The sequence below is a fragment of the Chryseobacterium lathyri genome (assembly GCF_030812195.1).
GTDB classification, from domain to species: Bacteria; Bacteroidota; Bacteroidia; order Flavobacteriales; family Weeksellaceae; genus Chryseobacterium; species Chryseobacterium lathyri_A.
In genome coordinates, this window is the sequence record NZ_JAUSSF010000003.1 from 237,831 (window position 1) to 262,896 (window position 25,066).

Below are 25,066 nucleotides of genomic sequence, written 5' to 3' on the forward strand. Positions count from 1 at the left end.
TTTGAGTAAATAAGTAATTTTACTTACTTATTTAAATTCATAGTTTATTTGTTTTTCTGTTCCCTGCTTATTACCCGGCAACGTATATTTAGCTTTCACATTGTATCTGGTTTCAGGGATAATTCCATAGGTTGATTCCAGCAAAGCATTAATCACCTGTGGTCTTGTATTAGCCGGAGAGCCTACATATTTAGACGCAGCTTTCGAGATCAGCTCGTACCAGTCGGATTTATAATAGCTGAATAAATCATATTTGAATGGGAAGGTTTGTTTTAAGAACCCGTTTCCTTTATCGCTTCCTAAATACTGCATATAGGATGTAAAGACAGGGAATGCTTTTACCGGTGGAATTCCTGCAAAATCGTCTTCACTTTCAGCTCTGTTTAAGGTCAGCTCATCAATCGGATAGTTATTGTAAATCAATCCTTTAAATTTACCCGCAAAAGAATCATCCATTAATGCCGTAAGATCAATAAGAGGTTTATTGTCTGTATATTTCGATCCTGAAATTTCAGTGGCATCAAAATATTCATCAGCATTCATATTATTCTGAAGAGTAACCACATCGGAGCTTAGTTTGATCCATAAAGGATTAAAGTTCAATGAGGACAGTTTATTCTCGAAAGTAGTATACTTACTGGTTCTGAAAGTATAGGCCAGTCTTTCGATCTCTCCATCTTTGGAAAGACTTTGAGCTTTTTTCACTTCTGTAGTTACCGATACGGCAGAATCATCGGTATTTTCTTCTGTTTTTACGGTCTCTTCAACTGTATCATTTCCTGTGGAAGCATTATTCCCATTTTTATTTTTAGCAATTAATGCAAATGTGTAGTCTTTCTGTTTACCAAGATTAGGGGTATTGAAGTTGACCGTATTATCATTGGCATTATAAGAGAAATTGCTTTCAGTTGGTGATTCAGCAGCAAAAGCGGTCACAGTGTTCCAGTTAGGATCATCAAATAAATAATCCTGTCCACGCTTAAGCTTTATATAACCTGTATTGGCTTCTCCGGTGTAATAATTTTCCTGTTCAGGAACCGGATAGGCATATTTGATATTGCTTAAAGGAATAACATTTGGTGCTGATCCTGTTGTAAAGATTCTTTCTTCTATTTCAATTGCTTTTTGTCCGTCTGCCATTACCACTTCATACATTCCGTTCTTTTTCTCCATAAAGCTCACCTGAGCAATTGCTTTCAGGGTTTTATTTGGAGGAAGAATATCTTCAGAAACAAAGTTGGCAACATCTTTAGAATTGGCATATTCTATGACTCCTTTAATTTCTTTACCCTGATCATCTACAATTGTCATCTTATCGACAACAACCTTATAGGTATGATCGCCATCGTCCTCAGGAATAACAATAGGCTCATTAACCCGCACTGCAAATGTTGCCTGCGGAATAGCAAATACGTCTACATCTGTTTCCTCTTTTTTAGGGGTAAGGTCAGAAATGATTTTCATGCCTCCAAGAACGGATGAGTTTTCTAGTACACATTCTTCTCCAAATTCCATCTTGAATCTGAATCTTCCTTTGATCATACCTCCAAGCAGATTATAATATCCTCCAAGGTATCCTCTCACCCAATAAGGATTAGGTCCTTTTGCCTGTAATAAAGAAGCAACTCCTGCTTTGATAATCGGAATTTTCTTTTTGATGAACCAAAGTTTTATTTTAATTCCAAGCTCACCCTGTAAATAAACATAAGCCTGTCCGTTGGCATACCATCCATTGATACCGATCTGCTCTCCGCCGCGGTTTGAACATTTTGCCTCACCATAATTTTTCAGCATAATATCTGTTCCTAAACCTGCCTGGAAACGGGCGTAAAGGAATAAAGCGGTCATATCTCCGGTATCAAATTTAAGGTGGGTTCCAAAGGCAAAACCTTTTCCATCCCCTAAAGCGTTAAGGCTGCTCATATAATCAAGGTCATTGAGCTGAAGCCCTAAAATCTCTGCAACTTCAGGCGGTGGTGGCGGACTTCCCGGAATACGGGTTCCTACCATAAAGTAACTTCCGGATTGGAGATAGAAACTTCCCAGACCAACTTTCAATCCAATCATATCGGTAGGTGTCCCGATGTGCATATACCACTCATCAGGTGCAACGTGAATCACAGCCCAACCGGCTCTGCCATTGGGACCGATTCCTTTAATAATTCCGTGGGCAATATCTACAAAAACATCCAGGCTTGCATGAAAAACACTATTGTTGAAATCGTAATTCATGGCAAGCTTCGCATAAATTGCTCCCTCTACTTTTTCAGTTAGAGGATATTGCTCGTCAACAGCTTTGGTATCAAGGAAAGAATTTACATGACTGTTATTTTTCAGATCATTCAGGAATCCGGGTTTTCCTGTCATTTCTTTGAACTTATCTTTTACTCCTGCTAAAGGATCACCGGGAACTAATTTGGATATATCTGCCATCACCACAGCTTCTCCAATAAATCCGATATTAGCCAAGCCTCCATTCGGATTAGTAGAAATGTTAAAACCGGCCATAATACTCACTGCTTTGTCACTGGCTACTGAACCATAAATTCCGGCTCTTAGTGCCAATCCGACTGTATTATCCGGCTTTAAAACCAATGCTTTATTGGCATATGCGGGATTTAAAGACATATCTCTATCCGGAACCATGTGATAAAATGCTCCGCCTGTAAATCCTGTAATCGTTAAAGCGGTTGCCTGAATTTTAAGTCCTTTGACTGAACCTTCAAATCCCCAATAACGGAAAGTACTGTTTCCGTAAGCAGCATTAACTTCAACCTCTATTCCTTTTGGTGCTCTCAGTTCAGCTTTGAGTTGTGCTGTAAATCCATTTCCATATAATGGATCATTACGCATTATCTGGAATTCGCCCGTTACAATAGCAATGCCGATATCTACTTTTCTCAGTCCCAGTTTTGTTAAACTAAAACCATCGTATTTCCATCGTTGTTTATTATTTTCGTTAGTAATAAGACCTCTGATCATCATTCCCCCGGTAGCGGAGAAACGCTCTTCCTGCAGACCTACCGTAACATCAAATCCTAAACTAACCTGTGAGCCATCTGCAATGACCACTATATCTTTAATGCTTGCTGGGAAATTAGCCAGCTTCTGCTCGCCTTTAACCCCAAAATACTGCGCTGTGATGTAAGGTGCTTTTGTTTGTAGCGTCAACCCCTGAAATTTCACCCCTTTAAAATCAGCATCTTTCTTTTCATTAGGGTCACTACTTTCTGCATATTTTGCATTGGCTCCAATATCCAGGCTTCCGTTAAGAATGGCTTTGGGTAAAAATTCACGGTTTTTTACCCGCATCTCAATGGTTGATCCTGCATCGATCATTGCTTTTGCACTCCAAATATCAAATTTAATCTGATCAAAAGTGGTAACAGAAATTAAATACTCTTCTTCGGTTATCATTCCACGATATCCTAAATACTTTGGAATACTAGTATTTTGATTATCATCATTTTTTTGAATCGGAAGTTGAATTGTCCCTTCTAAATTAGCACCTACTATTTTAGAAGCAGCCAGATCAATCCCTAGCTTATCAAGCGAATACCTCCAAGCATTTTCTTTATTGGTTACCCCTCTATCAATGGGAAATACATTATTGGCTGCAAAATTCCCTGATACACCATAAGAGTCAATCAGAAGATTATTCGCTTCAAAAGAAACCCTGCTATCGATGTGGTCCTCCGTTTTAAACTCCTGGGGTAATCCGATGCTTAAAGTTTGAACATATAATCCTCTCCAGGATTCTGCTCCGCCAATAAGATATCCATGGGTATTGTAATATTGAGGGAACATCACACTGGGATCAGTCCGTAAATCACTCAAATCCAGAACGGCATTATTGACAAAGAATGAAAAATATCCTTTATCTTGGTTTTTAATTTGGGAAGTAATCGCAAATGGTGTAATACTTACTTTGACCAAAATATCATTCCAGTCTGCGGCTTTAAAAGCAAAATCTCCACGAACCCTGTTGGTCTGACCGTTACTGCCAAACTCAGGTAAAACACTTCCATTACCGTCCAAAGGAACCAGAACATTCCTGGATATCTGCACATTTCCTTTTAAGGATAACTCTTTTATACCGTCACAATCAATGATTACATAAGTATTGTCATTGACGCTTCCTCCGTTCAGCTTATTAATCCTTCCTCCTTCAAGGGTAAGCATCCATTGATTTTGGTTGAAAGGCATATTGATATCGCCAAGCAGCGACAATTTGGCGTCTCCAATAATCTTTCCTCCATAGGAAAGTTTAACATCTTCTGCACCAAAGAACAGCGTTTTTTTTTCGCCTTCTGCTCCTTGTTGCGGAGTTACTACACGGGCATATACATTAATTAAAGCATACTCAGGAGTGAATTTAGCTTTGGTAACAACGATGCCGTATTCTACGTTGGATATATTTTCTTTAAGTCCAATCGGCAATTCCGTAAGATCATTGGGATTTATTGTATTCGTAAAATGGCCGCTGGCTTCAAGCGTATTGAAAGCACCGATTGCTTTCCCTATCTCAGCATCTGTTTCAGGATCGTTATCCGAATTAATTATAAAATGATCGGAATACAGTTCCGGAATGGCAAAACTGTTCTTACCCGTTATATTATACTGAAGTGAATCTTTATGAACAGCAAATACATTATTGCAGCCCACAAACATATATACGGGAAGTATTAAAAGAAAATAAATATTCTTCATCAAATTGTATTATTTTTACAAAATCATATGTTTTTTCATTTACGCAAACAACAATGTGAAAGATTTCAAGCATTATTAACAGAATCATTCTTAATTATTGTTATTTTATGCCCTATGATTGACCAACAATACCAATGATGATACCATTATTAATTCTTGAAAAAACTTTTTAATTGAGTCGGTAAAAATAAATAAAACAGCAGGTTATGTTATAGTATTTTCCCCATATTCATACCGTAATTTAACGGATATCGATCATATACTACTCCTTATGGGAACTTTGAAGTAAGTACTAATCGCTATCTGCACCTATTACCACTACCGGCTACCGCCGAGTTTGCTTGATCTTATTTATTACATATAATTCATTATTAAATGTTTATGCAAAGATAAAAATTAATTTTACTGAAAACAGGCTTTGGAGAAATTCTTTTCCCAATGATTTGATATAAAGTGTAAAATGATAGAATAATCGAAGGGTAAAAGCGATTAAACTTGAGAATTCCCTCTTTTAGGAAATGACATTGTTGAAAGCAACAAAAATCTTACTTTTGATAAAGGATTTAAAAATCATCTCTGAAAGATTTTTCTATCAAATCAGAAAGTTCTTAGAATATCCGGGCTGAATAAAAAAACAGAAATGGATCAAAAGAAAATTATAGCAGCAATCATATTAATAGCAGGATTCTTGACCTCTATTTATGTAGGAATAAATATATCTACAAAAAACAATATTTTTTTGTATGACTTTGTTATTAACAAGCATTTCTCTATTATTGACATAGCCATTGCTAGTTCGGAAGAAACCGTTTTCAAATCTCAGCTAATAAGCATATTGCTATATCTATTTTTTATCATTTTGTTCTTGAGGCAAGGAAACAAAAGCTTCATTGTATACATTTTTTGTAGCTTAATCCTTTTGGACATCATTTTTGAAACTTATTGTACTTATTTAGTTTTGAATGATAAATATCCAGGACAACATCTCAGATTGAATATAATAATTTTTCTATTGGGTTTATCAGTATTGAAAAAGTTTAAATCTTCAAGAGCAGGTTATGAAAATGCTCAATGAGTCGTTATAGCATAATCAAAATTTGCTCACTATAAAGAAAATTTATATTTTTGTTTTGAAGCAATTTGAGCAAATTTGTCTTATTTGCCAAGGTGGAATAATCGGTTACCTAGTAAATTAAAAATCTTAAAATCCTTATTTACAAAAGGATAATAAAGAATAAAATATATTCCTGGAGAAACCACAAACCGTCTTAATAAGGACGGTTTTTTTGTGCATATACCACGTCCAATTGACTATTATAAAATCCATTCTCACCTATTTTATTCTGATTTTTGCCGAATTTAATAATCTGTATTAAGTATACTTTGAGCTTGTCAAAAAAGCTGTGGGAGCTATTTCTTAACAATCGTAATTATAAAAGGGATGAAAACAATAAACAGGTTTGGGAATATTTTTTATTTAATGGATCTTAACAGTCTTAAAGTTCGTTAATATAGAGCCTATCTGGGCAAATTCATCATCTATTTTTTGGAAAATAACTATCTTCGCTTATAAATCTAATTTGAAAATGAAGAAGATCATCTCCGGGGTATTTGTTTTCTGCTCTGTTTTTATACTTGCTCAGGAAGCCATACAGTTCCAGGAACTACCGTTCAAAGATATTATAGCAAAGGCAAAAAAAGAAAAGAAACTTGTTTTCATTGATGCCTATGCTGTCTGGTGCGGGCCGTGCAAGATGATGGAAAAAAATGTATTCACTCAGAAACCTGTCGGAGATTATTTCAATTCCAATTTCATCAATGCAAGATTCGACATGGAAAAAGGTGAAGGAAGAGAAATTGCTGCCAAATATGGTGTACGCTCCTATCCTACTTATCTTTTCCTGAATGGCGAAGGTGAACTGATTTCTCAAAATTCCGGTTATATGGAGCAAAGCATGTTTGTGGCCATGGCCCAGGATATAAATTCTGCAGGCAACAAAAAGGGTTCTTTAAAGGAACGTTTTGCCAATGGAGAGAAAGATCCGGAATTCCTGATCAATATTATGAAACTGAACTCTTCCTCAGATTATGATTTCGCTAAAAAAGCTTCCGAACGGTATTTTGAAAACAAAAAGAAAACAGAAGAAATTTCTAAAGAGGAAATAGGCTTCCTTTTATTTTTTGTAAAGTCAACCGAAGACAGTAACTATGGCACATTTACATCCAGGAAAGCTGAAATTATTAAATATCTACCGGAAGAAACTTACAATGAATTTGACAATCAGCTGAAGCTTTCAAAAATCGTAGAACAGTCTATTGATGATAAAAATAAAAGGATCAACGAGGAATATTTCATGAAGATGGCTGAACCATTGGTAGGAAAACAGCTCGCCCAATCCAAACTTAATCAGACGAAGCTTAGCTACTACGAACAGAATTCCAATTTTTCGGAATTTGAAAAAGCAGCTTTAGAATATTATAAAAATTCTGATGCCTTCGAACCTAATGAGCTATTGAGAGCAGCTTGGATATTCAGTGACCACATCAAAAATCCCGCATCATTGAAGAAAGCCTCGGAATGGGCAGAAAAATCTGTAATGCGTGGCGAAACATCAGAAAACACCTACATTCTTGCAAAGCTTTATTTTCTTACCGGAAATAAAGAAATGGCCAAGAATTATGCAGAAATGTCAAAAAATATGGCTGTTCAAACCAACAAAGACACCAAACTCGCAGAAGAATTATTGAAACAAATAAAATAAATGCTAAAACACAAATTTCTTACCACATCTCTCACACTATTGTCCGCAGCAATGCTGACAGCTCAGGAACAAGAACAGGAAAAGGGTCTATATATCAAAGGAAATGCACTTCTGGCTCCAATTGGACTCATCAATATTGGTCTGGAAAATCAACTGACTTCGAAGATTACCATGCAAGGCGACGTTCTGATCTCCCCATGGAAGTCTTTTGCAGGACATGAATTTCAGTATTATTCTCTTTCTCTGGAGGGAAGATATTATTTTAATGAAGCATTCAGTCATTGGTATGTAGGAGCAAATGTTGCAGCCTCGGCATTTGTACTTCAAAAATGGAACTATTGGAAGGATACTCTATATATAAATGATAGAAATGAAGTATTCAAATCATCAAACTTATACCAAAAAGGAGTATCACTTATATTAGGGGTGACAGGCGGATATCAATTTAAGGTATCTGACCGCTGGAATATTGATGTATATGCAACGGTAGGTACATCACAGGACTTCTACAAAGGATATGACCGTACTACCGGCAAGCGGTATGAATCAGCTCAGAAATATAACAAAAGCGGAGAAATCCTTCCTTACAGAGGAGGTGTCATGATTTCTTATAAATTAAAATAACAGCATGAAACTGTTCGGAAAAAATCATATTATCATTTCAGTAATCACTTTTGTGATCCTTTTTTTAATGAATTATCTCGGAAATGACCTGCCCGACAAACTGGAAAGGGCATTAATGACAGCTTTTGCAGGGGTAATAGGTTTATCACTTGGGCTCTTCATTCTTAATAAAGGTAAGAACGATAATAAGCCTCCACAGAATTTTGACTGATAAAAAAGCGTACAATTAACTGTGAATTTGGTTTTGCCAGTGAATCTTTTATAACAATCGGATTCACTATTAACTGGCGAAGCCAAATTGACTATTGACTTTCAAAAATTAGTCCTGATACATAACATACTTAGTACGGATCTTTTCGAATTTCTCCAGGTCACTTTTCCATGAAGCTTTAATCTCCTGAGTTGATTTTCCGGCTATAATCTGTTTTCTTAACTCATCAGTTCCAGCCAGCTTATCGAAGAACAAATTCTCCAGAAAGAAGCTTTGCTTTGTATTCTTATAGCCTTTATAAGATTTAATCAACCATTCAAGATTCAATTCTCTAAGATCCTTCGGATAAGCTGAAAGATCTTCACCGTAACAAAGCTTTCCGTTCAGAAAAGGATCTTTTGCTCCAAAATTAGGTTTTGGTGTAAACTGATAAGGAAATTCCTGCGTCCATGGAGAACCATAGATCTGGAATGGCAGATCAGTGCCTCTCCCCACAGAAACCTGAGTTCCTTCAAAAAAACATAAGCTTGGATATAGATTGATAGATTTATCGTTAGGCAGATTCGGGGAAGGTTTGTCTAAGATTGGATAGCGTTGCTTTTTGTGATAATTTTTCATAGGGATCAGGGTGTATTTTGCCTGAACTCCATTTTTCAGCCATTTTTCGCCATTGACCATTTTCCCGTATTCTCCTATCGTTAATCCGTAGACTACAGGAACTTCATGCATTCCTACAAAACTTGACCATTTCTTTTTTAAAACGGGTCCGTCTGTATAACCGTCGTGTGGGTTCGGGCGGTCCAGCACCATTATTTCTACATTGTTCTCTGCTCCGGCTTCCATCAGGTAGGTTAAAGTTGAGATATAGGTATAGAACCTGACTCCAACATCCTGGATATCAAAAATTACAATATCAATTCCTTTGAGCTGTTCCGGTTTTGGCTTTTTATTGTTTCCGTATAAAGAAATAATCGGGATTCCTGTCTTGGTATCCACTCCGTTCTTTACTTTCTCCCCTGCATCCGCATCTCCTCTGAAGCCGTGTTCCGGAGCGAATATCGCTTTAATCTTAATATTATTTTTGACCAGGAAATCTACCACGTGATTTTTATCGCTCATCAGTCCGGTCTGGTTAGTCACCACGCCTATTGTTTTATTCTTCAGCATCGGCAGATAAAGCCCAGGCAGGTCTGCACCGGTTTTGAAATCCGGCTGATCTTGAACCTGAGAATAATATTGGTTGAATACTCCTAAAAAAATTAGGCAAATAAGAAGTAAATTTTTAATTTTGAAATCTAAATTCATAAGCTTGAAATTTCCTTTATATTTCTCTAGAAAAATAGCGTTTTCCAAAGATAACAAAAATAACCTTTCAAGAGTTATCATCTTCATCGGCAGGCTTTCTGTAGCTTTGGGGATCATTGTTTCTTTGATTACCGTATCTACGGGCTTCGGTTCAAAGAAAGCCATCAAAGAGAGGCTGGCAGATTTCAGCGGACACATTACGGTACGGTCCACAAGATCCAATTCTTCTTACAATACGTCTGTTCTTGACAATCAGGGACTGAACATTCAGAAAATCAAAACCCTTCCGGATGTGGAAAGTGTTCAGAAGTATGCAACCGTGACGGGAATTATGCGTAATGAGCATAATTTTTCAGGAATTATATTTAAAGGGATCGGAAAAGATTTTGACAGCCTGAGATTCAAAAAATTTCTCGTTGCCGGGACCACCCCAAAAGTGACAGAGAATGGCTTTAATAATGATGTGACTATTTCACAGAAAGTAGCTAATGATCTTCACCTGAAAGTTAAAGACAGTATCGTTACTGTATTTTCAAAAGCAGACCAAAAGCCGATATACCGTAAATTCAGGATCATAGGAATTTATAAAACTGATATTAAAATGATTGACGAGCAGTTCGTTATCGGGGGAATCAATCATGTAAGAAAAATTCAGGAAATGAAGCCTGATGAAATAGGCGGTCTTGATATATTTTTTAAAAATGTAAATGACATCGACAAAGATTTTCCGGAAATTGAAAAACTGATCGGCTATAAAAACTATGCTGAAAAGGCAACGGAAAAATTCCCGCAGATTAATGACTGGATCAGTATTTTTGACACCAATATTGCCCTGATCATCATCATTATGCTGATCGTGGTTGTAATCAATATCATTATGGTTCTTTTGATTCTGATCATTGAAAGAACGAATTCCATCGGACTTCTAAAAACGCTGGGGGCAAGTAATTCACAGATAAGAGCTACGTTCATCAATTATACCCTGATTATTATGATCCCGGGACTTCTGTATGGAAATGCCATAGGTCTGGGCCTGATTCTGATTCAGAAATTCTTCGGTATCATTAAACTTAATCCTGAGAACTATTATGTAAGTACAGTTCCGGTAGATCTCAATCCTGTTGCTATTGTTTCCATTTCATTGGGAATTTTGCTTATTTCCGGGCTGGCTTTGATCGTTCCAAGCTACCTGATCAGTAAAATATCTCCGGTGAAAGCAATTAAATACAACTAACAATGTGAAATGTGAAGGAGTCAATTGTCAATGATAAAAATAGTGATCAATTCTATTTTAGTTTAAAAATTCACAATTCACAATTCACCATTCACTTTATACAATTATTAACGAAAGAGGATACAATCAGCCCAATTCATTGATCGTAAGTAAAAAATTTACTATTGACAATTTACCATTCCCATTTATAAATCATAATCTTTAAATTATACAGCTAATTTTTAAAGCATTATCTTTGTACCGCTTATAAAACATTTATGAAATACGCAAAAAATATTCTTGAAACGATAGGGAATACACCTCTTGTGAAACTTAACAAAGTATTGGGAGAGGACTTTCCTGCTTTAGTTTTAGCAAAAGTAGAGACATTCAATCCTGGGAATTCTGTAAAGGACAGAATGGCCCTTAAAATGATAGAAGATGCCGAAAAAGACGGCAGATTAAAACCTGGAGGAACCATTATTGAAGGGACTTCGGGAAATACAGGAATGGGGCTGGCTCTTGCAGCCATCATCAAAGGCTACAAATGTATTTTTGTAACCAATTCCAAACAGTCAAAAGAGAAGTGCGACATCCTTCGTGCTGTAGGAGCAGAAGTAATTGTGTGTCCTACGGATGTGAAGCCTACTGATCCCCGTTCTTATTATTCAGTTTCCAAAAGACTGGCTAAGGAAACGGAAAACGGATGGTATGTAAACCAATATGACAACCTTTCGAACAGAGCAGCTCATTATGAATCTACAGCGCCTGAAATCTGGGAACAGACGGATGGAAAGCTTACACATTTTGTAGCAGGTGCCGGAACAGGAGGTACTGTTACGGGCTGTGGAACCTTCTTCAAGGAGAGAAATCCGAACATCAAAATAATTGGTGTCGATACCTACGGTTCTATCCTGAAAGAATTCCACGAGACGGGTGAGCTTCATTACGATCATGCTTATACATATATCACTGAAGGAATCGGGGAAGATATTATTCCTGAAAATTATGATATGTCTGTTATTGATCATTTTGAAAAAGTAACGGATAAAGACGGGGCTATCTATGCCAGAAAGCTGGCTAAGGAAGAAGGGATTTTTTGCGGATATTCTGCAGGAAGTGCAATTGCTTCTTTAATTCAGATGAAAGATCAGTTCACGAAAGATGACGTAATCGTAGTACTTCTACATGATCACGGTTCAAGATATGTGGGAAAAGTTTACAATGACGAGTGGATGAAGGAAATGGGCTGGTTGGATTAATCAAAAACGAATAAAGTAATTTACTTTTACATAAATAAAAATCAGAGCAAAAACGCTCTGATTTTTTATTGTTTGATGTTTTTCTTTATAGCCTGTTTTAAGATGTTGTAATCCCCTTTATTCATTGATTTTTCGGGAAACATGTAATTGTATTTTCCTTCCAGGGCAATAAATGAATCATTGATATCATATACCTTGAAATCTTCCCATTTGCTGAGCTCTTCCTGATGATTAAGATTAACGTTAAAAATTTCATCATTAAAACGGATCTCATAGATTTCAGAATCTTCCAACGACTCTAGGTACCTGTTAACTTCTTTCTTCCAGCGGGAAACCTTGTTGATGCTTAAAGAAAGATAAACTGTGCAAAGCAGGAATAAAAAGCTCACGAAATACAGAATTCCAAACTTCTCTTTGCTTAAATCATCTTTAAAACAAAATAAGATCAACAGAATTAATCCTACAACTGCCGTAGTAACCGTTTTCCCTTTGGTAGTCGGTGAAAAAAACAAACTTCCCTGATTACCGCTGAAATAAATTTCCTCGAAATCCTGTCTGTTCGCATTGAGTTTAATGATTTTCTCTCCATTCATTTCTCAGAAATATTTAATTTGTTTTAAAGATTACAAAACTAAATCAAATATCTTCATATTGGTTACTTATTGCAGAAAGTTTATTCATCAGATCACGATTTTTTTTCTTTAATTCCTCTATTTTCTGAAGCATATCATTAATGACCTCTAAACCCGGCAGATTAATTTCCAGATCATAATGCCAATTTGTAAATCTTTCAAAAACAGGCAAATCTTCATAGAGTAAGTACCGGATTTCATTCTCTGTTTCTACACTCAGCAAACCTACATCCACCAATTCATCAAAAAAAGTGATTTCTATATTGTATATTTTTACGAGTTCCTCCCGTGATATTCTTTCACTCATGGCCTAGGAATTTTTAAGTTGTTCAAAAAGTTCTTTCTGCTTATCCGTCAGATTGGTCGGCAGCTTCACCTCATACGTCACAAAAAGATCTCCTGCCTGCCCTTCTTTTTTATACACCGGAAAACCTTTTCCTTTCAGCCTTACCGTTGTTCCGTTCTGGCTTTCGGGTTTTACCTTAAGGTTAACGCTTCCGTCCAGTGTATTTACTTTTACATCCCCACCTAAAACAGCAGTATACAGATCTATTGAAACCTTGGTTTTCAGATCATCTCCTATTCTTTCAAAATTCGGATCCACAGGAATATTGAAGGTGATGTACAGATCTCCGTTGGGACCGCCATTAAAGCCGGGACTTCCATATCCTTTCAATTTGATCTGTTGTCCGTCATATACGCCTGCCGGAATTGTGATTCTTACTTTTTTCCCGTTGATCTCAAAAGTCTGCGGATGAGTCTGAGCAGCATCCTTTAAATTTAAATTTAATTCCGCATGAACATCCTGCCCCTTGAATTTTCCTGAAGAACTTCCCCTTGAGCTTCTTCCAAAACCTCCGCCGGCACCGCCAAACATACTTTGAAAAAAGTCTGAAAAATCTTCGCCTTCACCGAAATCAGCACCGGAAAATCCGCTCCCTCCATAATTCTGCTGCTGATACTCTCGTTGCTGTTGCTGAGCTTTTTCATACTCTTCCCCGTGTTTCCAGTTTTCCCCATACTTATCATATTTGGCACGGTTTTCAGGATTACTGAGAACTTCATTGGCTTCATTCAGTTCTTTGAATTTCTTCTCCGCCTCTTTGTCGCCGGGATTGAGATCAGGATGAAGTTTTCTCGCCAGTTTCCGGTAAGCTTTTTTGATGTCATCCTGTGTTGCGCTTTTATCTACGCCTAAAATTTTATAGTAATCTATATAAGCCATAGAAACGATATTTACTCAAATTTATGAAATTTACCCCTGAAAATTATTTAAGAGAATGTTAAAATAAACCTATCTTTGATAAAAAGCATTGCATGAAAGAGGTACTGAAAAACTACTCAGGAATTATATTTTTACTCTTAGGAATTGTTGCAGGAAGCATTATAGGTATTACTGCTCCCAATATCGTAGAATATATTAAGCCTTTGGGAGATATCTTCCTGAATCTCCTTTTCGTGAGTGTGGTACCGTTGGTATTTTTTGCTGTTTCCAATTCTATTGCATCTCTGGAACAGCAGTCTAAGTTTGGAAGAATCATTTTGGTGATGTCCTTTACTTTTCTGTTTTTTATTTTAACTGCAGCTATTTTTACGATCTGTGTAGTTTATGTATTTCCGGTTTCCGGTGTTTCCGGCAGTTCTGAATTCATTTCCGAAACCGTTAGTGAAGACAGCTGGGGTAACAGGATTGTAAGCTTTTTTACTGTTGGAGAATTTACCCAGCTTTTTTCAAGACAAAATATGTTGGCTCTTCTTATTTTTGCCTTCATGACCGGATTTGCAGCCCGCAAGGCAGGAGAAAAGGGACATCCATTCAGGGTTTTTATCGCTTCTGGATACGAAGTGATGAAAGAATTGCTCTTACTGATCATGAAGCTTGCGCCTATTGGTCTTGGGGCTTATTTCGCTTATCAGGTAGCCACTCTAGGGCCTCAGCTTTTTGGTTTTTATGCTAAACCTTTAGGGCTTTATTATATTGCAGGAATAGTTTATTTCTTTGTCTTTTTTTCTTTGTATGCTTTTATGGCAAACGGACAAAAGGGAATCAAAAGTTTCTGGACAAATGCTGTCTACCCTACTCTAACCGCTTTAAGTACCTGCAGCAGCTTTGCCACAATGCCGGCAAATCTTCTGGCTGCCTCCAAAATCGGCATTCCGAATTCCATTGCTAATCTGGTGATCCCAATTGGAACTACATTGCATAAAAATGGCTCTTCCATGTCTTCTATTATCAAAATATATGTTGCCTTTCTGATCATTGGAAAAGATTTTTTTGATCCGGCGAATTTACTGCTCGCTTTGGGAATCACCATTTTTGTAAGCATTGTAGCGGGTGGAATTCCGAACGGCGGATATATCGGCGAAATGCTGATGATCTCAGTGTACAAATTACCACAGGAAGCTATTCCGGCGGTAATGATCATCGGTACCCTGGTGGATCCTTTGGCTACTGTTTTGAATGCCGTGGGAGATATTGTGGCGGCTATGTTTGTGAACCGGTTTGTGAAGGTCTGACTATTATTTCCTGCAAATCACGCAGATTAAACAGATTTTATTTTTTATCAGGAGTTTATTTATTCACTCCGTTTTACAGGCTCCAGGTTTTCATATTCTTCTTTGGTGAAAAGTCTGTATTGAACCTTGAAAGTCTTGCCTAATGGAGTTTCCAGAGAAAAGCCTCCCGGTCCAAAACCATCTGTGACATCCAGTGTAAAATGAGAGTATTTCCAGTATTCAAATAAGTCGCGATCTATCCAGAATTCATGACCGTTTATGGTTCCTATCATAGCATCGTTCATTCTGGGGAAGAATCCTCCTTTCTCGAAGCATTGCGGTTGAGTGCCTTCGCAGCATCCGCCAGCCTGGTAAAACATCAGGGGGCCATATTTATCCTCCAGTTGATAAATAACATCAAGTGCTTTTTCTGTTGCTGATAATCTGGATATTGTCGTTTCCATTTTTCTTTTAATTAAACAAGTTTGTTTCTATTAAGGTACGAAGATTAAATTGATGATAGGTTCATATACCGCATTATGTTTTGCCAAATGCAAAGGGCAAAGTTTTATATTCCTGCAATAATCTTTTTCCGGTTAAGAAAAAGCCCGGCAAAATAATTCCGCCGAGCCCATCAATCTATTATAATTTAATTTGAACCGGCAATATCGAGTACAATTCTGCCGTCTATCTGTCCTTTCTTCATTTTATCAAAAACATCATTGATATCTTCCAGCTTTGCAGATGTTACCGTTGCTTTCACAAGGCCTTCATTGGCAAAATCCAGCGCTTCCTGAAGATCTTTTCTTGTTCCAACAATAGAACCCCTTACGGTTATTCTCTTTAATACTGTTTCAAAAATCGGGAGTTCAAAAGAGCCGGGGGGAAGACCATTAAGGGCAATGGTTCCCTTCCTTCTTAATACATCTATTCCTTGTTTAAAGGCAATGGGAGAAACCGCTGTAATGAGTGCTCCATGCATCCCACCGACTTCTTTATGTAAGTACTGTCCCGGATCTGTAGTTTTTGCATTGACTATCAGATCTGCCCCTAGCTTTTTCGCCAGTTCAAGCTTGTCATCTGCAACATCAATCGCTGCGACATGCATTCCCATTGCTTTGGCATATTGGACAGCCACATGCCCCAACCCTCCTATTCCGGAAATAGCTACCCATTCTCCGGGTTTTGTTTCGGTTTCTTTCAATCCTTTATAAACGGTTACTCCTGCACACAAAATGGGTGCGATTTCCAAAAAATTAACATCAGATTTTAAATGTCCCACATATCTTGAATCGGCAATAACGTATTCCGCGAAACCTCCGTCTACACTGTAGCCTCCATTTTTCTGAGCTTCACAAAGTGTTTCCCAACCCGTAATACAGTAGTCGCAGCATCCGCAGGCACTGTAGAGCCACGGAACGCCTACAGCGTCACCTTCTTTCACATATGCTTCCGGTCCGCAAGCTACTACAATACCTACTCCTTCATGTCCGGGAATCAAAGGCATTTTGGGTTTTGCCGGCCAGTCGCCATCCACGGCATGTAAATCTGTATGGCAGACTCCGCATGCGATTACTTTTACCAGTACCTCATATCTTCCGGGTTCTCTTACCGGAACTTCTTCTATTTTCAGTGGTTGCCCATAGCCCTGGACTACTGCAGCTTTCATTGTTTTTGGGATCATAGTATTTGAGTTTAGTTTTTTAGTTAATGATGATTTTGAATGGTGAATTGTCAATGGTAAATCGTGAAGCTTACTAATAGCCGAACCTTAGCTGTTGACTTTTCACATTGAAAATTTCACTTCCCGTAGCGTAACAGAATTTCTGCTTACCTGAAATGTTTCAGATAAGAATGTCTGTTTTTCGCGTGAGGGATAGGAAGGGCGGCGAGGAACGAGCCGGTGCAGAATGAAATGGAGCACCGAAACGAAGTGAAGCCCTGGAAAGCCCGACCGTTTTGCCCCGGCTCTGCCGGGGCAAACGGGCACGCCCTAATATTTAAAAATTAAAAGAAACCTAATTTGTTTTTGTTGTAGGAGATCAGCATATTTTTGGTCTGACGGTAATGATCAAGCATCATTTTATGATTTTCTCTACCGATTCCCGACTGCTTGTACCCTCCGAAAGGTGCTCCTGCAGGATAAGAATGATACTGATTCACCCAAACTCTTCCTGCCTGGATCTGGCGCGGAACATTATACAGCTGGTGTGCATCTCGTGTCCAAACCCCTGCACCAAGTCCATAAATCGTGTCATTGGCGATTTTTACAGCTTCTTCTTCATCTTTGAAAGTTGTGAATGCCAGTACAGGACCGAAGATCTCTTCCTGAAAGATTCTCATTCTGTTGTTTCCTTTAAAAATAGTCGGCTGGATATAGAATCCATCTTCTAAGTTTTCTCCCACGTTGTTTACATCCCCACCTACAAGAACTTCTGCTCCCTCTTCTTTTCCTAACTGAATGTAGGAAAGAATTTTATCTTTCTGAATTTGGGAAGCCTGAGCCCCCATCATCACAGTTTTATCGAGCGGGTTTCCTACTTTGATCGCTTTTACTCTTTCGATTACTTTTGCAATGAAAGCATCTGCAATATCCTCTTGTACTAAAAGTCTTGAAGGACACGTACAGATTTCCCCCTGATTAAGGGCAAAAAGTACAGCTCCCTCAATCGCTTTATCTAGAAATTCATCATCAGCATCCATTACTGAACTGAAAAAAACGTTTGGAGATTTTCCTCCTAACTCAAGGGTTACAGGAATGATATTTTCTGTAGCATACTGCATCACAAGGCGTCCTGTAGCTGTAGAACCTGTGAATGCTGCTTTTGAGACTTTAGGATTGGTCACTAAGGCTCTTCCCAGCTCTGCTCCAAAACCATTCACAATATTAATAACACCTGCAGGTAACAGATCGCCTATAATTTCCATTAGAACCAGAATGGAAACCGGAGTACTTTCGGCAGGCTTCAATACAACACAGTTTCCTGCTGCTAAAGCCGGAGCTAATTTCCATACAGCCATTAATATTGGGAAATTCCAAGGGATGATCTGGGCGATTACCCCCAGCGGTTCGTGAACGATCAGGGAAACCATATCCTTATCCAGTTCGTTGTGAGAACCTTCGTCTGCACGGATCACGGAAGCAAAGTATCTGAAATGGTCTATAGCAAGAGGTAAATCGGCAGCCAGTGTTTCTCTTACCGCCTTTCCGTTGTCGATGGTTTCAACAATGGCAAGGTATTCAAGGTTCTGCTCGATCCTGTCTGCAATTTTGTTTAATATAATGCTTCTTTCTGTAGATGAAGTATTTTTCCAGGTTTGGAATGCTTTGTCTGCAGCATTTACAGCAAGTTCCAGATCTTCTTTGGAAGAGTGTGCTACCTGCGTAAAGTTTTTACCATTCACCGGCGAAACTACATTGAAATACTGTCCGTTTACAGGAGGTGTAAATTTACCGTCAATGTAATTATCATATTTGTTTTTGAATTCAGGCCACTGAAAAGCGGTCTCTGATTTCGGTTCTGTCATAGTGCTCATATTAATGTAATTTTATTTTTTTCGTAATGCCAAATTACATTTACCCATGAAAAAGTGATAGCACAATCGTGTAAAAAAACATCACAATAGTGCAGATGCTTAATTTTATAATTTTATTAACAACAGTGTAGGGCTAAAATTTATATATTTGAGTGATTGGGTTTTACAAAATGTTTAGAAATGAATAACAATAATAAATTTTTATTAAATACTCCTGAATTAAAGAAGGAGAACCAGTTATTGAACCTTGTTGAAAACCAGACAAAATTCAACCTAAACAACTGTGAATTCAGCATATACGAGACACACAAGGCTGCTTTCGGAGTACAACTTCACTTTGAAAATATTGCTTTTACAGCTATGCTGAGAGGCAAAAAGCATATGAAACTGGACAATAAGACAAATTATTTTGACTATTTTCCCGGTGAAAGCATTCTCGTCGCACCCGGTGAAACCATGGTCATTGATTTTCCTGAAGCGGACGAAGCCCCTACCCAATGTATTTCTTTAAGCCTTAATCCTGATTTTATAGAAGATTCTCTTAACTATTTAAATTACAGCCTTCCCAAAGTGGATGAAACTTCCCAATGGAATATCCAGCTGGATGAATTTTTCCTTTTTAATAATAAGTCCTTAGCTTCTGCTACCAACAATATCATGAGGATTGCAATGGATGATAATTCCCAGAAAGATATCATGGCAGATTTTGCCCTGAAAGAACTCCTGATCAGGCTTATGCAGACCCAGGCCAGAAGCATGGTGGAAAAAAATATTGCTAAAAATAAATCCAGGATAGGTTTTGCAGTAGATTATATCCGTAAAAACCTTCACCAAAAGCTGTCCATAGACAGTATGGCAAAACTGGCATATGTGAGCAAATCTAATTTCTTTAAAATGTTCAGGGATGAACTGGGAACTTCACCGAACGATTTTATCCTGCAGGAAAGGATCAGCAAGGCAAAAGAATTACTTGCAGGGCAGAACAGCATTAAGGAAACCGCCTATCAGACAGGATTCTCGGATACCAATTATTTTACAAGAGTGTTTAAGCAGCTGGTGGGGGTTACTCCAAAGAGCTATCAAACCTCAACGGTATTTTCTGAGCGTTACTAAGATCGTAAAGTAATATTTTAAATAAAAAAGCATCCCAAAGATGGAATGCTTATAGTTTATGAAGATAATGTTTAATCTTTATAGTGATAATATCTCGCTCCTTTCAAAACAGGATCTTCAGATTCTACTGAGATGAGTCCGAAACCTTTATAATCTTTATTAACAGAAGTCTGAAGCTGTTTTCTATGAAGCTTTTCATAGGTTTCAAAATCAACTGCCTTTCTGTTTTTTAGGCTTTCAAATAAGTTCCATTTTGAAACAGCTGTCTTCCAGTTTTGGGATATTTTTCCGGCAAAAACTTTGGATTTCGAACCACTTCCGTATCCTAAAAAGCCTATTTCTGCGCCTGTCAGCTCTTCGCCTTCGCTAAAAGCAACCTGCATTGCAGAAAGAAATGCCATAAAAATGGAAGCCGTATACATATTTCCTATTTCTGAAGATGCCCGCTGTGATCTTTCAATTTTTTCACTGATAAAATTGAGATAATCTTCAGATTTTGCAACAGCTTTCTGTTCGTCAGGAGTTTCGTAAGGAAGTCCGTTTTCTAAGCTGTAAATCTCTGTAAAAACTCTTTTTCCGTGAAAGGCATACGGAAGGTGGAAAATAAGGTATTTCCAGTCTCCATAAGGCTTGTTTTTTCCTGTAATTTCTTTATAATGCTGGTAAGCTTCCCTGATTCTGTCTTGGTAGCATTGGTTTGAATATTGTCCGTCAAAAACCGGCTCATCCGTAAAGATCTCAATTTTATCAGGAAATGTTTCCGGAGCTGAATTCAGATCTTCCTTAGTGTAGGCTCTTCTTGGTTTAAAAAAGTCAAAAACACCTTCGGTAGCTACTCCCCAGTTATTTTCAATTTCCAGAAGATCCGGTTTTGATGAAATAAGCAGGGCAACCGCACCTCCTCCCTGGGTATATTCTCCGGAAGAAGCCAGTTCGTATTTTGCATAATCGCTGGCGATAACTATTGCTTTTTTGTCGGGATTCACTCTTACAAAGTCAAGAGAATTATGCAGGGCATCTACCGCTCCGATGCAGGCGAAAGTCATATCCACCACATCGCAATTTCTGAAACATCTTTCACCAAATTCTTTTTCCAGAACTTTTTCAATCATCTGCATCGTGTAGGAAGCCGTAGGTTTTGCCGCATCGAGAGCACTTTCCGTTCCCAGATAAATCCTGGCTATATCTTTAGGATTGAGATCATGATCTCTGATCAGTTTCAACAAAGCTTCTGCTGCAAAGGTAGCCGCATCTTCATGAATATCAGGAAATCCCATTTTATGCAATCCCAATCCTTTTTCCAGTTTTGCAGGTTCAATTCCTCTTTTCTCCGCCAGATCTTTGATCTCTAAGTACAAAGACGGCACATAATAGCCCGCAGCCTCAATTCCAAAAGTCATTTTATTCTAAATTTTTATACGAATTTATAAAATGATGTTTGAATAAGCCTTCAATTCACAGACATAATTTGCTTTTTAATATAAAAATCATAAAAAAACCGCTGTTCGATACAGCGGTGTTATATTCTCAGCAATTTTAATGATCTGTTTATTTAAAATCTTCAATAGCTTTATTTATGGCGTCAATCTGTTTGTTGATGCTTGCAGCACTCTGAGGATTCTGTCTTAGCAGTTCCATTTTTTTACTTAGTCCATCTTTCAGCATCTGGGAAATCATCATTTTTACCTGAGGATTATCTCCCATTTCACCTTTTGCATGGCTGATTATTTTGGTGATATTTTCAGTCGCTTTCAGATTATCTGAGCTCATGATCCAGTTATACCCTTCTTCTGCAGATTTACCCAGTTCCGGGTTCTGGAACTTAATAAACGGATAAAAGGCAACAAGCGGAGTGATATTGGACATCTGTGAAGTCACCTTATTCTTTACAATCACCGGAAGCAACTGCCCCAGCAATTCGTCCGAAGCTCCTTCAAGATCTATTTTATCAGCCAATGTATTGGCTTTTGACGGATCTATGGCTACAACAGCGCTTAATGAAGTTCCTTTTACAGCATTGGAAACAGCATTGACTCCTTTTTCAAAAAGAGGAAGATATTTCTTATCCTTAGTCTTAGCCAGTGCGGAAATTGCAGCAGCCTGAACCAATGTTTTCGGATCATTGGAAGCTAATTTCTCAACATCAGCACCCAGGGCTTTCATCTGTTCAGCATTTGAAAGATCCATCAGCTGAAGGGCTTTGATTCTTGTTCTGAAATACGGATCTTTTAATGCAGCAGCCAGTAATTTTGTAGCCGCCGGATTTTTTCCTACCTGATCTTTTACAGCAGATAAAGCCTTATATCTGCTTTTAAATTCTTTAGAATTTATAAACTGCATCAGGTTTTGCTCCGGAGTTTTGGTATCTGTGATATCAGCCAGTAAAATTCCGTCTGCGTTGATGTTAACAAGATCAGGAGTTTTGGAAGCATCAAAATTAAATGTATTCTTCGCTTCAGCATTTACCCATACGTTATATCTTTTCGGCTTTCCGTTGTCATATACATCGATCGCAAGAGGAAACTCAAACGGCTGCTCTTGTGTCTGGTTGATCGTTACCGCCACCTGCTTTTTTACCGGTTCGAAGGTCAATGAGTAATTCAGCTTTGGGTTTCCGCTTCCGAAGTACCATTGGTTGAAGAACCAGTTCAGATCTTTCCCTGAAACCTTTTCAAAAGAAAGTCTTAATTGATGGGCTTCTGCATTCTGATACTCATTGGTTTTTAAATAATCATTCATTCCGGCAAAGAAAGCATCATCACCCAAATAATTTCTCAGCATATGAAGGATTCCTCCTCCTTTCTGATACGTTACAAGATCAAAAACATCTTCACGGGAATCATAATTGAATCTCACGAGATCTTTTTTGAAATCAGCCGGATTATGGATGTACATATTCACATCGGTCATCTGGTGGTAGTCTGCCTGATCTTTACCGTATTTATACTCATTCCAGAGGTATTCAGAATAGTTGGCAAATGATTCATTTACGGTTAAATTACTCCAGCTTTCCGCTGTCACAAGATCTCCGAACCAATGGTGAAACAATTCATGGGCAATGGTGTCTTCCCATTTGTTTTCATCGATCAGCTGTCCCGGTTTCTGAAGGATATCACTTCCGTGAAGGGTGGCTGTTGTATTTTCCATGGCTCCGCTCACATAGTCTCTTCCTGAGATTTGTGCATATTTTGCCCACGGATAATCATAGCCCATCTTTTTGGAGAAAAACTCGATCATTTCAGGAGTATTTCCATAGATCTGTTTTGCGTAAGGTTCGTATTCTTTTTCGATATAATAGTCTACCGGAATATTTTTCCATTTGTCTTTAACAATGGCATATTCGCCTACGCCCATAAAGAACAGATAAGTGGCATGTCTTTTATCCATCACCCAATGATCAGTTCTTAAATTTCCTTCTTTCTGCGAATCCTTTAAAATACCATTGGAAAGGGTAACATATTTATCAGGAACGGTCATATAAATTTCCTGGGTAGTCTTCTGATTCGGTTTATCGATGGTTGGAAACCACGCAGAAGAAGACTCTGTTTCTCCCTGTGTCCATATCTGTGTCGGCATATCAGGATCCTGTCCCTGTGCATTGATGAAATACAGTCCTTTGGCATCATTAATCGCCATACTTCCCTTCTGTTTCACTTCATTAGGTCGTGCGGTATATTTGATGTACACTGTATATTCCTGATTTTTCTGATAGGTTTTGTCCAGACTGATTTTCAGAATATCATCTTTATATTCATATTTCAGAGGTGATCTTTTTCCGTTGCTGTCAAGAGCCACTTCATGAATCAGCATGCCTTTTGCATCAAGTGTCAGTTCGTTGGTAGGATAGAAATACGGAGTGGCCGTCAGCCATTCTTCTCCACCCATCTGCTCTTTCTGATAATCAAAATTGACTTTAAGCTTGGTATGTTTAAGTTCCGTTACTTTCGTGTGTGTTGCTCTGTAAGCCTTTTCCCTTCCTGAAGTTTCGGTCTGTGCTGATACGTTCGCGGAAAAGAAAATCCCGAGTATAGCAATGGACAAAATCGCCTTTTTCATGTTTTATTTTATTATTTCTTAGAATTATTTTTTGTTATTATATCAAAAATGTCATTAACCAGGGTTTCGTAATCACCCGTTTTCAGCTGTTCTTTTGTTTTGGCAAAAGCTTTTTTCAGCTCACTTTCGGGGTTTTCATCATCAATGATTTCTGCCGAAGCCACGCCTTTAATCTGAAGTAAGATTTCTTTCAGTTTTTCAACATCGATGTCCTTTTCAGGAGTAATTTTAAGTGATTTCATAGTAGAAATAAGATAGGTCCGGAATTTCCATTAAAAGTTACAAAAAAAGTGAAGACTGGGCTCCACTATATTTTATATGACTAATTAAATTGCTACAGGAGCTTTGATTCCCGGATGCGGATCATAATTTTCCAGGGTAAAATCTTCAAAATTAAAACTGAAAATATCTTTTACCTCAGGATTAAGCTTCATAACCGGAAGAGGCCTTGGTTCTCTGGAAAGCTGCTTATTGACCTGTTCAAAATGATTGTTATAAATATGAACATCTCCAAAACTATGAATATAATCTCCTACTTCCAGATCGCAAACCTGAGCTACCATCATCAGCAGTAAGGCATAGCTTGCGATATTGAACGGCACTCCCAGAAACACATCAGCACTTCTCTGATATAATTGCAGCGAAAGTTTTCCGTCTGCTACATAGAATTGAAACAGAGCATGACATGGGGCAAGTGCCATATTTGGTATCTCAGCGGCATTCCATGCGGAAACGATCAGTCTTCTTGAATCAGGATTTTTTTTGATCTGGTCTATTACTTCAGTAATCTGATCTACTACTTTCCCATCGGCTCCCTGCCAGCTTCTCCATTGTGCCCCGTAAACCGGTCCCAGATCACCGTTTTCATCAGCCCATTCGTCCCAGATGCTTACTCCGTTATCATTGAGATATTTCACATTGGTATCACCATTCAAAAACCAAAGCAACTCATAGATAATGGATTTCAGATGTACTTTTTTTGTAGTCACCATCGGGAAGCCTTTTGACAGATCATATCTCAGCTGGTACCCGAAAACACTTCTGGTTCCTGTTCCCGTTCTGTCCGTCTTGTCTGTTCCATTGTCTAAAATATGCTGTAAAAGGTCTAGGTAGTTCTGCATTTTGAAAGTGCTTTTAAGCTTCAA

At 38.0% G+C, this 25,066-nt stretch carries 19 protein-coding genes; 7 read left to right on the forward strand and 12 right to left on the reverse strand.

Translation table 11 applies throughout. From position 1 onward, the window contains the following. Positions 1-27: 27 nt before the first annotated feature. Complete coding sequence (locus tag J2T03_RS16240; RefSeq protein WP_307212648.1) at positions 28-4,710, reverse strand: hypothetical protein; 4,683 nt, start codon at positions 4,708-4,710, stop codon at positions 28-30. Between the two features lie 1,586 nt (positions 4,711-6,296). Here J2T03_RS16240 and J2T03_RS16245 point away from each other — a divergent pair. From J2T03_RS16245 to J2T03_RS16255, 3 genes are read left to right on the forward strand one after another with little or no spacing between them, the layout of a single operon-like run. Continuing rightward, on the forward strand, positions 6,297-7,472 hold the full coding sequence (locus J2T03_RS16245; RefSeq protein WP_307212650.1) for a thioredoxin family protein: 1,176 nt from the start codon (positions 6,297-6,299) through the stop codon (positions 7,470-7,472). Then, positions 7,473-8,096, forward strand: coding sequence for a DUF3575 domain-containing protein (locus tag J2T03_RS16250; RefSeq protein ID WP_307212652.1), 624 nt, complete (start codon positions 7,473-7,475; stop codon positions 8,094-8,096). It abuts the gene before it with no gap. A 4-nt stretch (positions 8,097-8,100) separates the two neighbouring features. Continuing rightward, positions 8,101-8,307: a hypothetical protein gene (locus J2T03_RS16255; RefSeq protein WP_306843624.1), complete on the forward strand. Its 207-nt coding sequence runs from the start codon at positions 8,101-8,103 to the stop codon at positions 8,305-8,307. A gap of 108 nt (positions 8,308-8,415) precedes the next feature. Here J2T03_RS16255 and J2T03_RS16260 read toward each other — a convergent pair whose 3' ends face one another. Beyond that, positions 8,416-9,612 (reverse strand): exo-beta-N-acetylmuramidase NamZ family protein, encoded by a 1,197-nt coding sequence (locus J2T03_RS16260; protein WP_307212653.1) that lies wholly within the window; start codon positions 9,610-9,612, stop codon positions 8,416-8,418. Between the two features lie 4 nt (positions 9,613-9,616). On the opposite strand from J2T03_RS16260, the gene J2T03_RS16265 reads away from it, so the two are divergent. Beyond that, positions 9,617-10,846, forward strand: a complete 1,230-nt coding sequence (locus J2T03_RS16265) for an ABC transporter permease (RefSeq protein WP_306843620.1) — start codon at positions 9,617-9,619, stop codon at positions 10,844-10,846. A 257-nt stretch (positions 10,847-11,103) separates the two neighbouring features. Beyond that, complete coding sequence (locus tag J2T03_RS16270) at positions 11,104-12,087, forward strand: PLP-dependent cysteine synthase family protein (protein WP_307212655.1); 984 nt, start codon at positions 11,104-11,106, stop codon at positions 12,085-12,087. A 65-nt stretch (positions 12,088-12,152) separates the two neighbouring features. Here J2T03_RS16270 and J2T03_RS16275 read toward each other — a convergent pair whose 3' ends face one another. From J2T03_RS16275 to J2T03_RS16285, 3 genes are read right to left on the reverse strand one after another with little or no spacing between them, the layout of a single operon-like run. Further along, positions 12,153-12,680, reverse strand: a complete 528-nt coding sequence (locus tag J2T03_RS16275; protein WP_307212657.1) for a hypothetical protein — start codon at positions 12,678-12,680, stop codon at positions 12,153-12,155. Positions 12,681-12,723: 43 nt separating this feature from the next. Continuing rightward, positions 12,724-13,026, reverse strand: a complete 303-nt coding sequence (locus J2T03_RS16280) for a chaperone modulator CbpM (RefSeq protein WP_307212658.1) — start codon at positions 13,024-13,026, stop codon at positions 12,724-12,726. Positions 13,027-13,029: 3 nt separating this feature from the next. After that, positions 13,030-13,944, reverse strand: coding sequence for a DnaJ C-terminal domain-containing protein (locus tag J2T03_RS16285; RefSeq protein ID WP_307212661.1), 915 nt, complete (start codon positions 13,942-13,944; stop codon positions 13,030-13,032). Between the two features lie 92 nt (positions 13,945-14,036). Here J2T03_RS16285 and J2T03_RS16290 point away from each other — a divergent pair, with 92 nt between their 5' ends. Continuing rightward, positions 14,037-15,236: a dicarboxylate/amino acid:cation symporter gene (locus J2T03_RS16290; protein ID WP_307212663.1), complete on the forward strand. Its 1,200-nt coding sequence runs from the start codon at positions 14,037-14,039 to the stop codon at positions 15,234-15,236. 59 nt (positions 15,237-15,295) lie between these two features. Here the strand turns inward: J2T03_RS16290 and J2T03_RS16295 are convergent, their stop codons facing one another. The 3 genes from J2T03_RS16295 to J2T03_RS16305 all read right to left on the reverse strand — a co-directional run bounded on the left by J2T03_RS16295 (position 15,296) and on the right by J2T03_RS16305 (position 18,752). Further along, a complete protein-coding gene (locus J2T03_RS16295) occupies positions 15,296-15,679 on the reverse strand; it encodes a DUF779 domain-containing protein (protein WP_306843610.1) in 384 nt (127 codons plus the stop codon). 185 nt (positions 15,680-15,864) lie between these two features. Continuing rightward, positions 15,865-16,899 carry an alcohol dehydrogenase AdhP gene (adhP, locus tag J2T03_RS16300; protein WP_306843608.1) on the reverse strand — a complete coding sequence of 345 codons (1,035 nt, stop codon included), beginning with the start codon at positions 16,897-16,899 and terminating at the stop codon, positions 15,865-15,867. Between the two features lie 323 nt (positions 16,900-17,222). Continuing rightward, complete coding sequence (locus J2T03_RS16305; RefSeq protein ID WP_307212664.1) at positions 17,223-18,752, reverse strand: aldehyde dehydrogenase family protein; 1,530 nt, start codon at positions 18,750-18,752, stop codon at positions 17,223-17,225. A 180-nt stretch (positions 18,753-18,932) separates the two neighbouring features. On the opposite strand from J2T03_RS16305, the gene J2T03_RS16310 reads away from it, so the two are divergent. Further along, positions 18,933-19,865 carry an AraC family transcriptional regulator gene (locus J2T03_RS16310; protein ID WP_307212665.1) on the forward strand — a complete coding sequence of 311 codons (933 nt, stop codon included), beginning with the start codon at positions 18,933-18,935 and terminating at the stop codon, positions 19,863-19,865. A 71-nt stretch (positions 19,866-19,936) separates the two neighbouring features. Here J2T03_RS16310 and J2T03_RS16315 read toward each other — a convergent pair whose 3' ends face one another. The 4 genes from J2T03_RS16315 to J2T03_RS16330 form a co-directional block, all read right to left on the reverse strand. Beyond that, positions 19,937-21,265, reverse strand: coding sequence for a hydroxymethylglutaryl-CoA synthase family protein (locus tag J2T03_RS16315; RefSeq protein WP_307212668.1), 1,329 nt, complete (start codon positions 21,263-21,265; stop codon positions 19,937-19,939). A 148-nt stretch (positions 21,266-21,413) separates the two neighbouring features. Further along, on the reverse strand, positions 21,414-23,921 hold the full coding sequence (locus J2T03_RS16320) for a M1 family metallopeptidase (protein ID WP_307212673.1): 2,508 nt from the start codon (positions 23,919-23,921) through the stop codon (positions 21,414-21,416). Between the two features lie 11 nt (positions 23,922-23,932). Continuing rightward, positions 23,933-24,163, reverse strand: a complete 231-nt coding sequence (locus J2T03_RS16325) for a hypothetical protein (protein ID WP_307212675.1) — start codon at positions 24,161-24,163, stop codon at positions 23,933-23,935. Positions 24,164-24,247: 84 nt separating this feature from the next. Then, the gene (locus J2T03_RS16330) at positions 24,248-25,042 is read right to left on the reverse strand and encodes a thymidylate synthase (RefSeq protein ID WP_306843594.1); all 795 of its coding nucleotides are present in this window, start codon (positions 25,040-25,042) and stop codon (positions 24,248-24,250) included. Positions 25,043-25,066 lie beyond the last annotated feature (24 nt).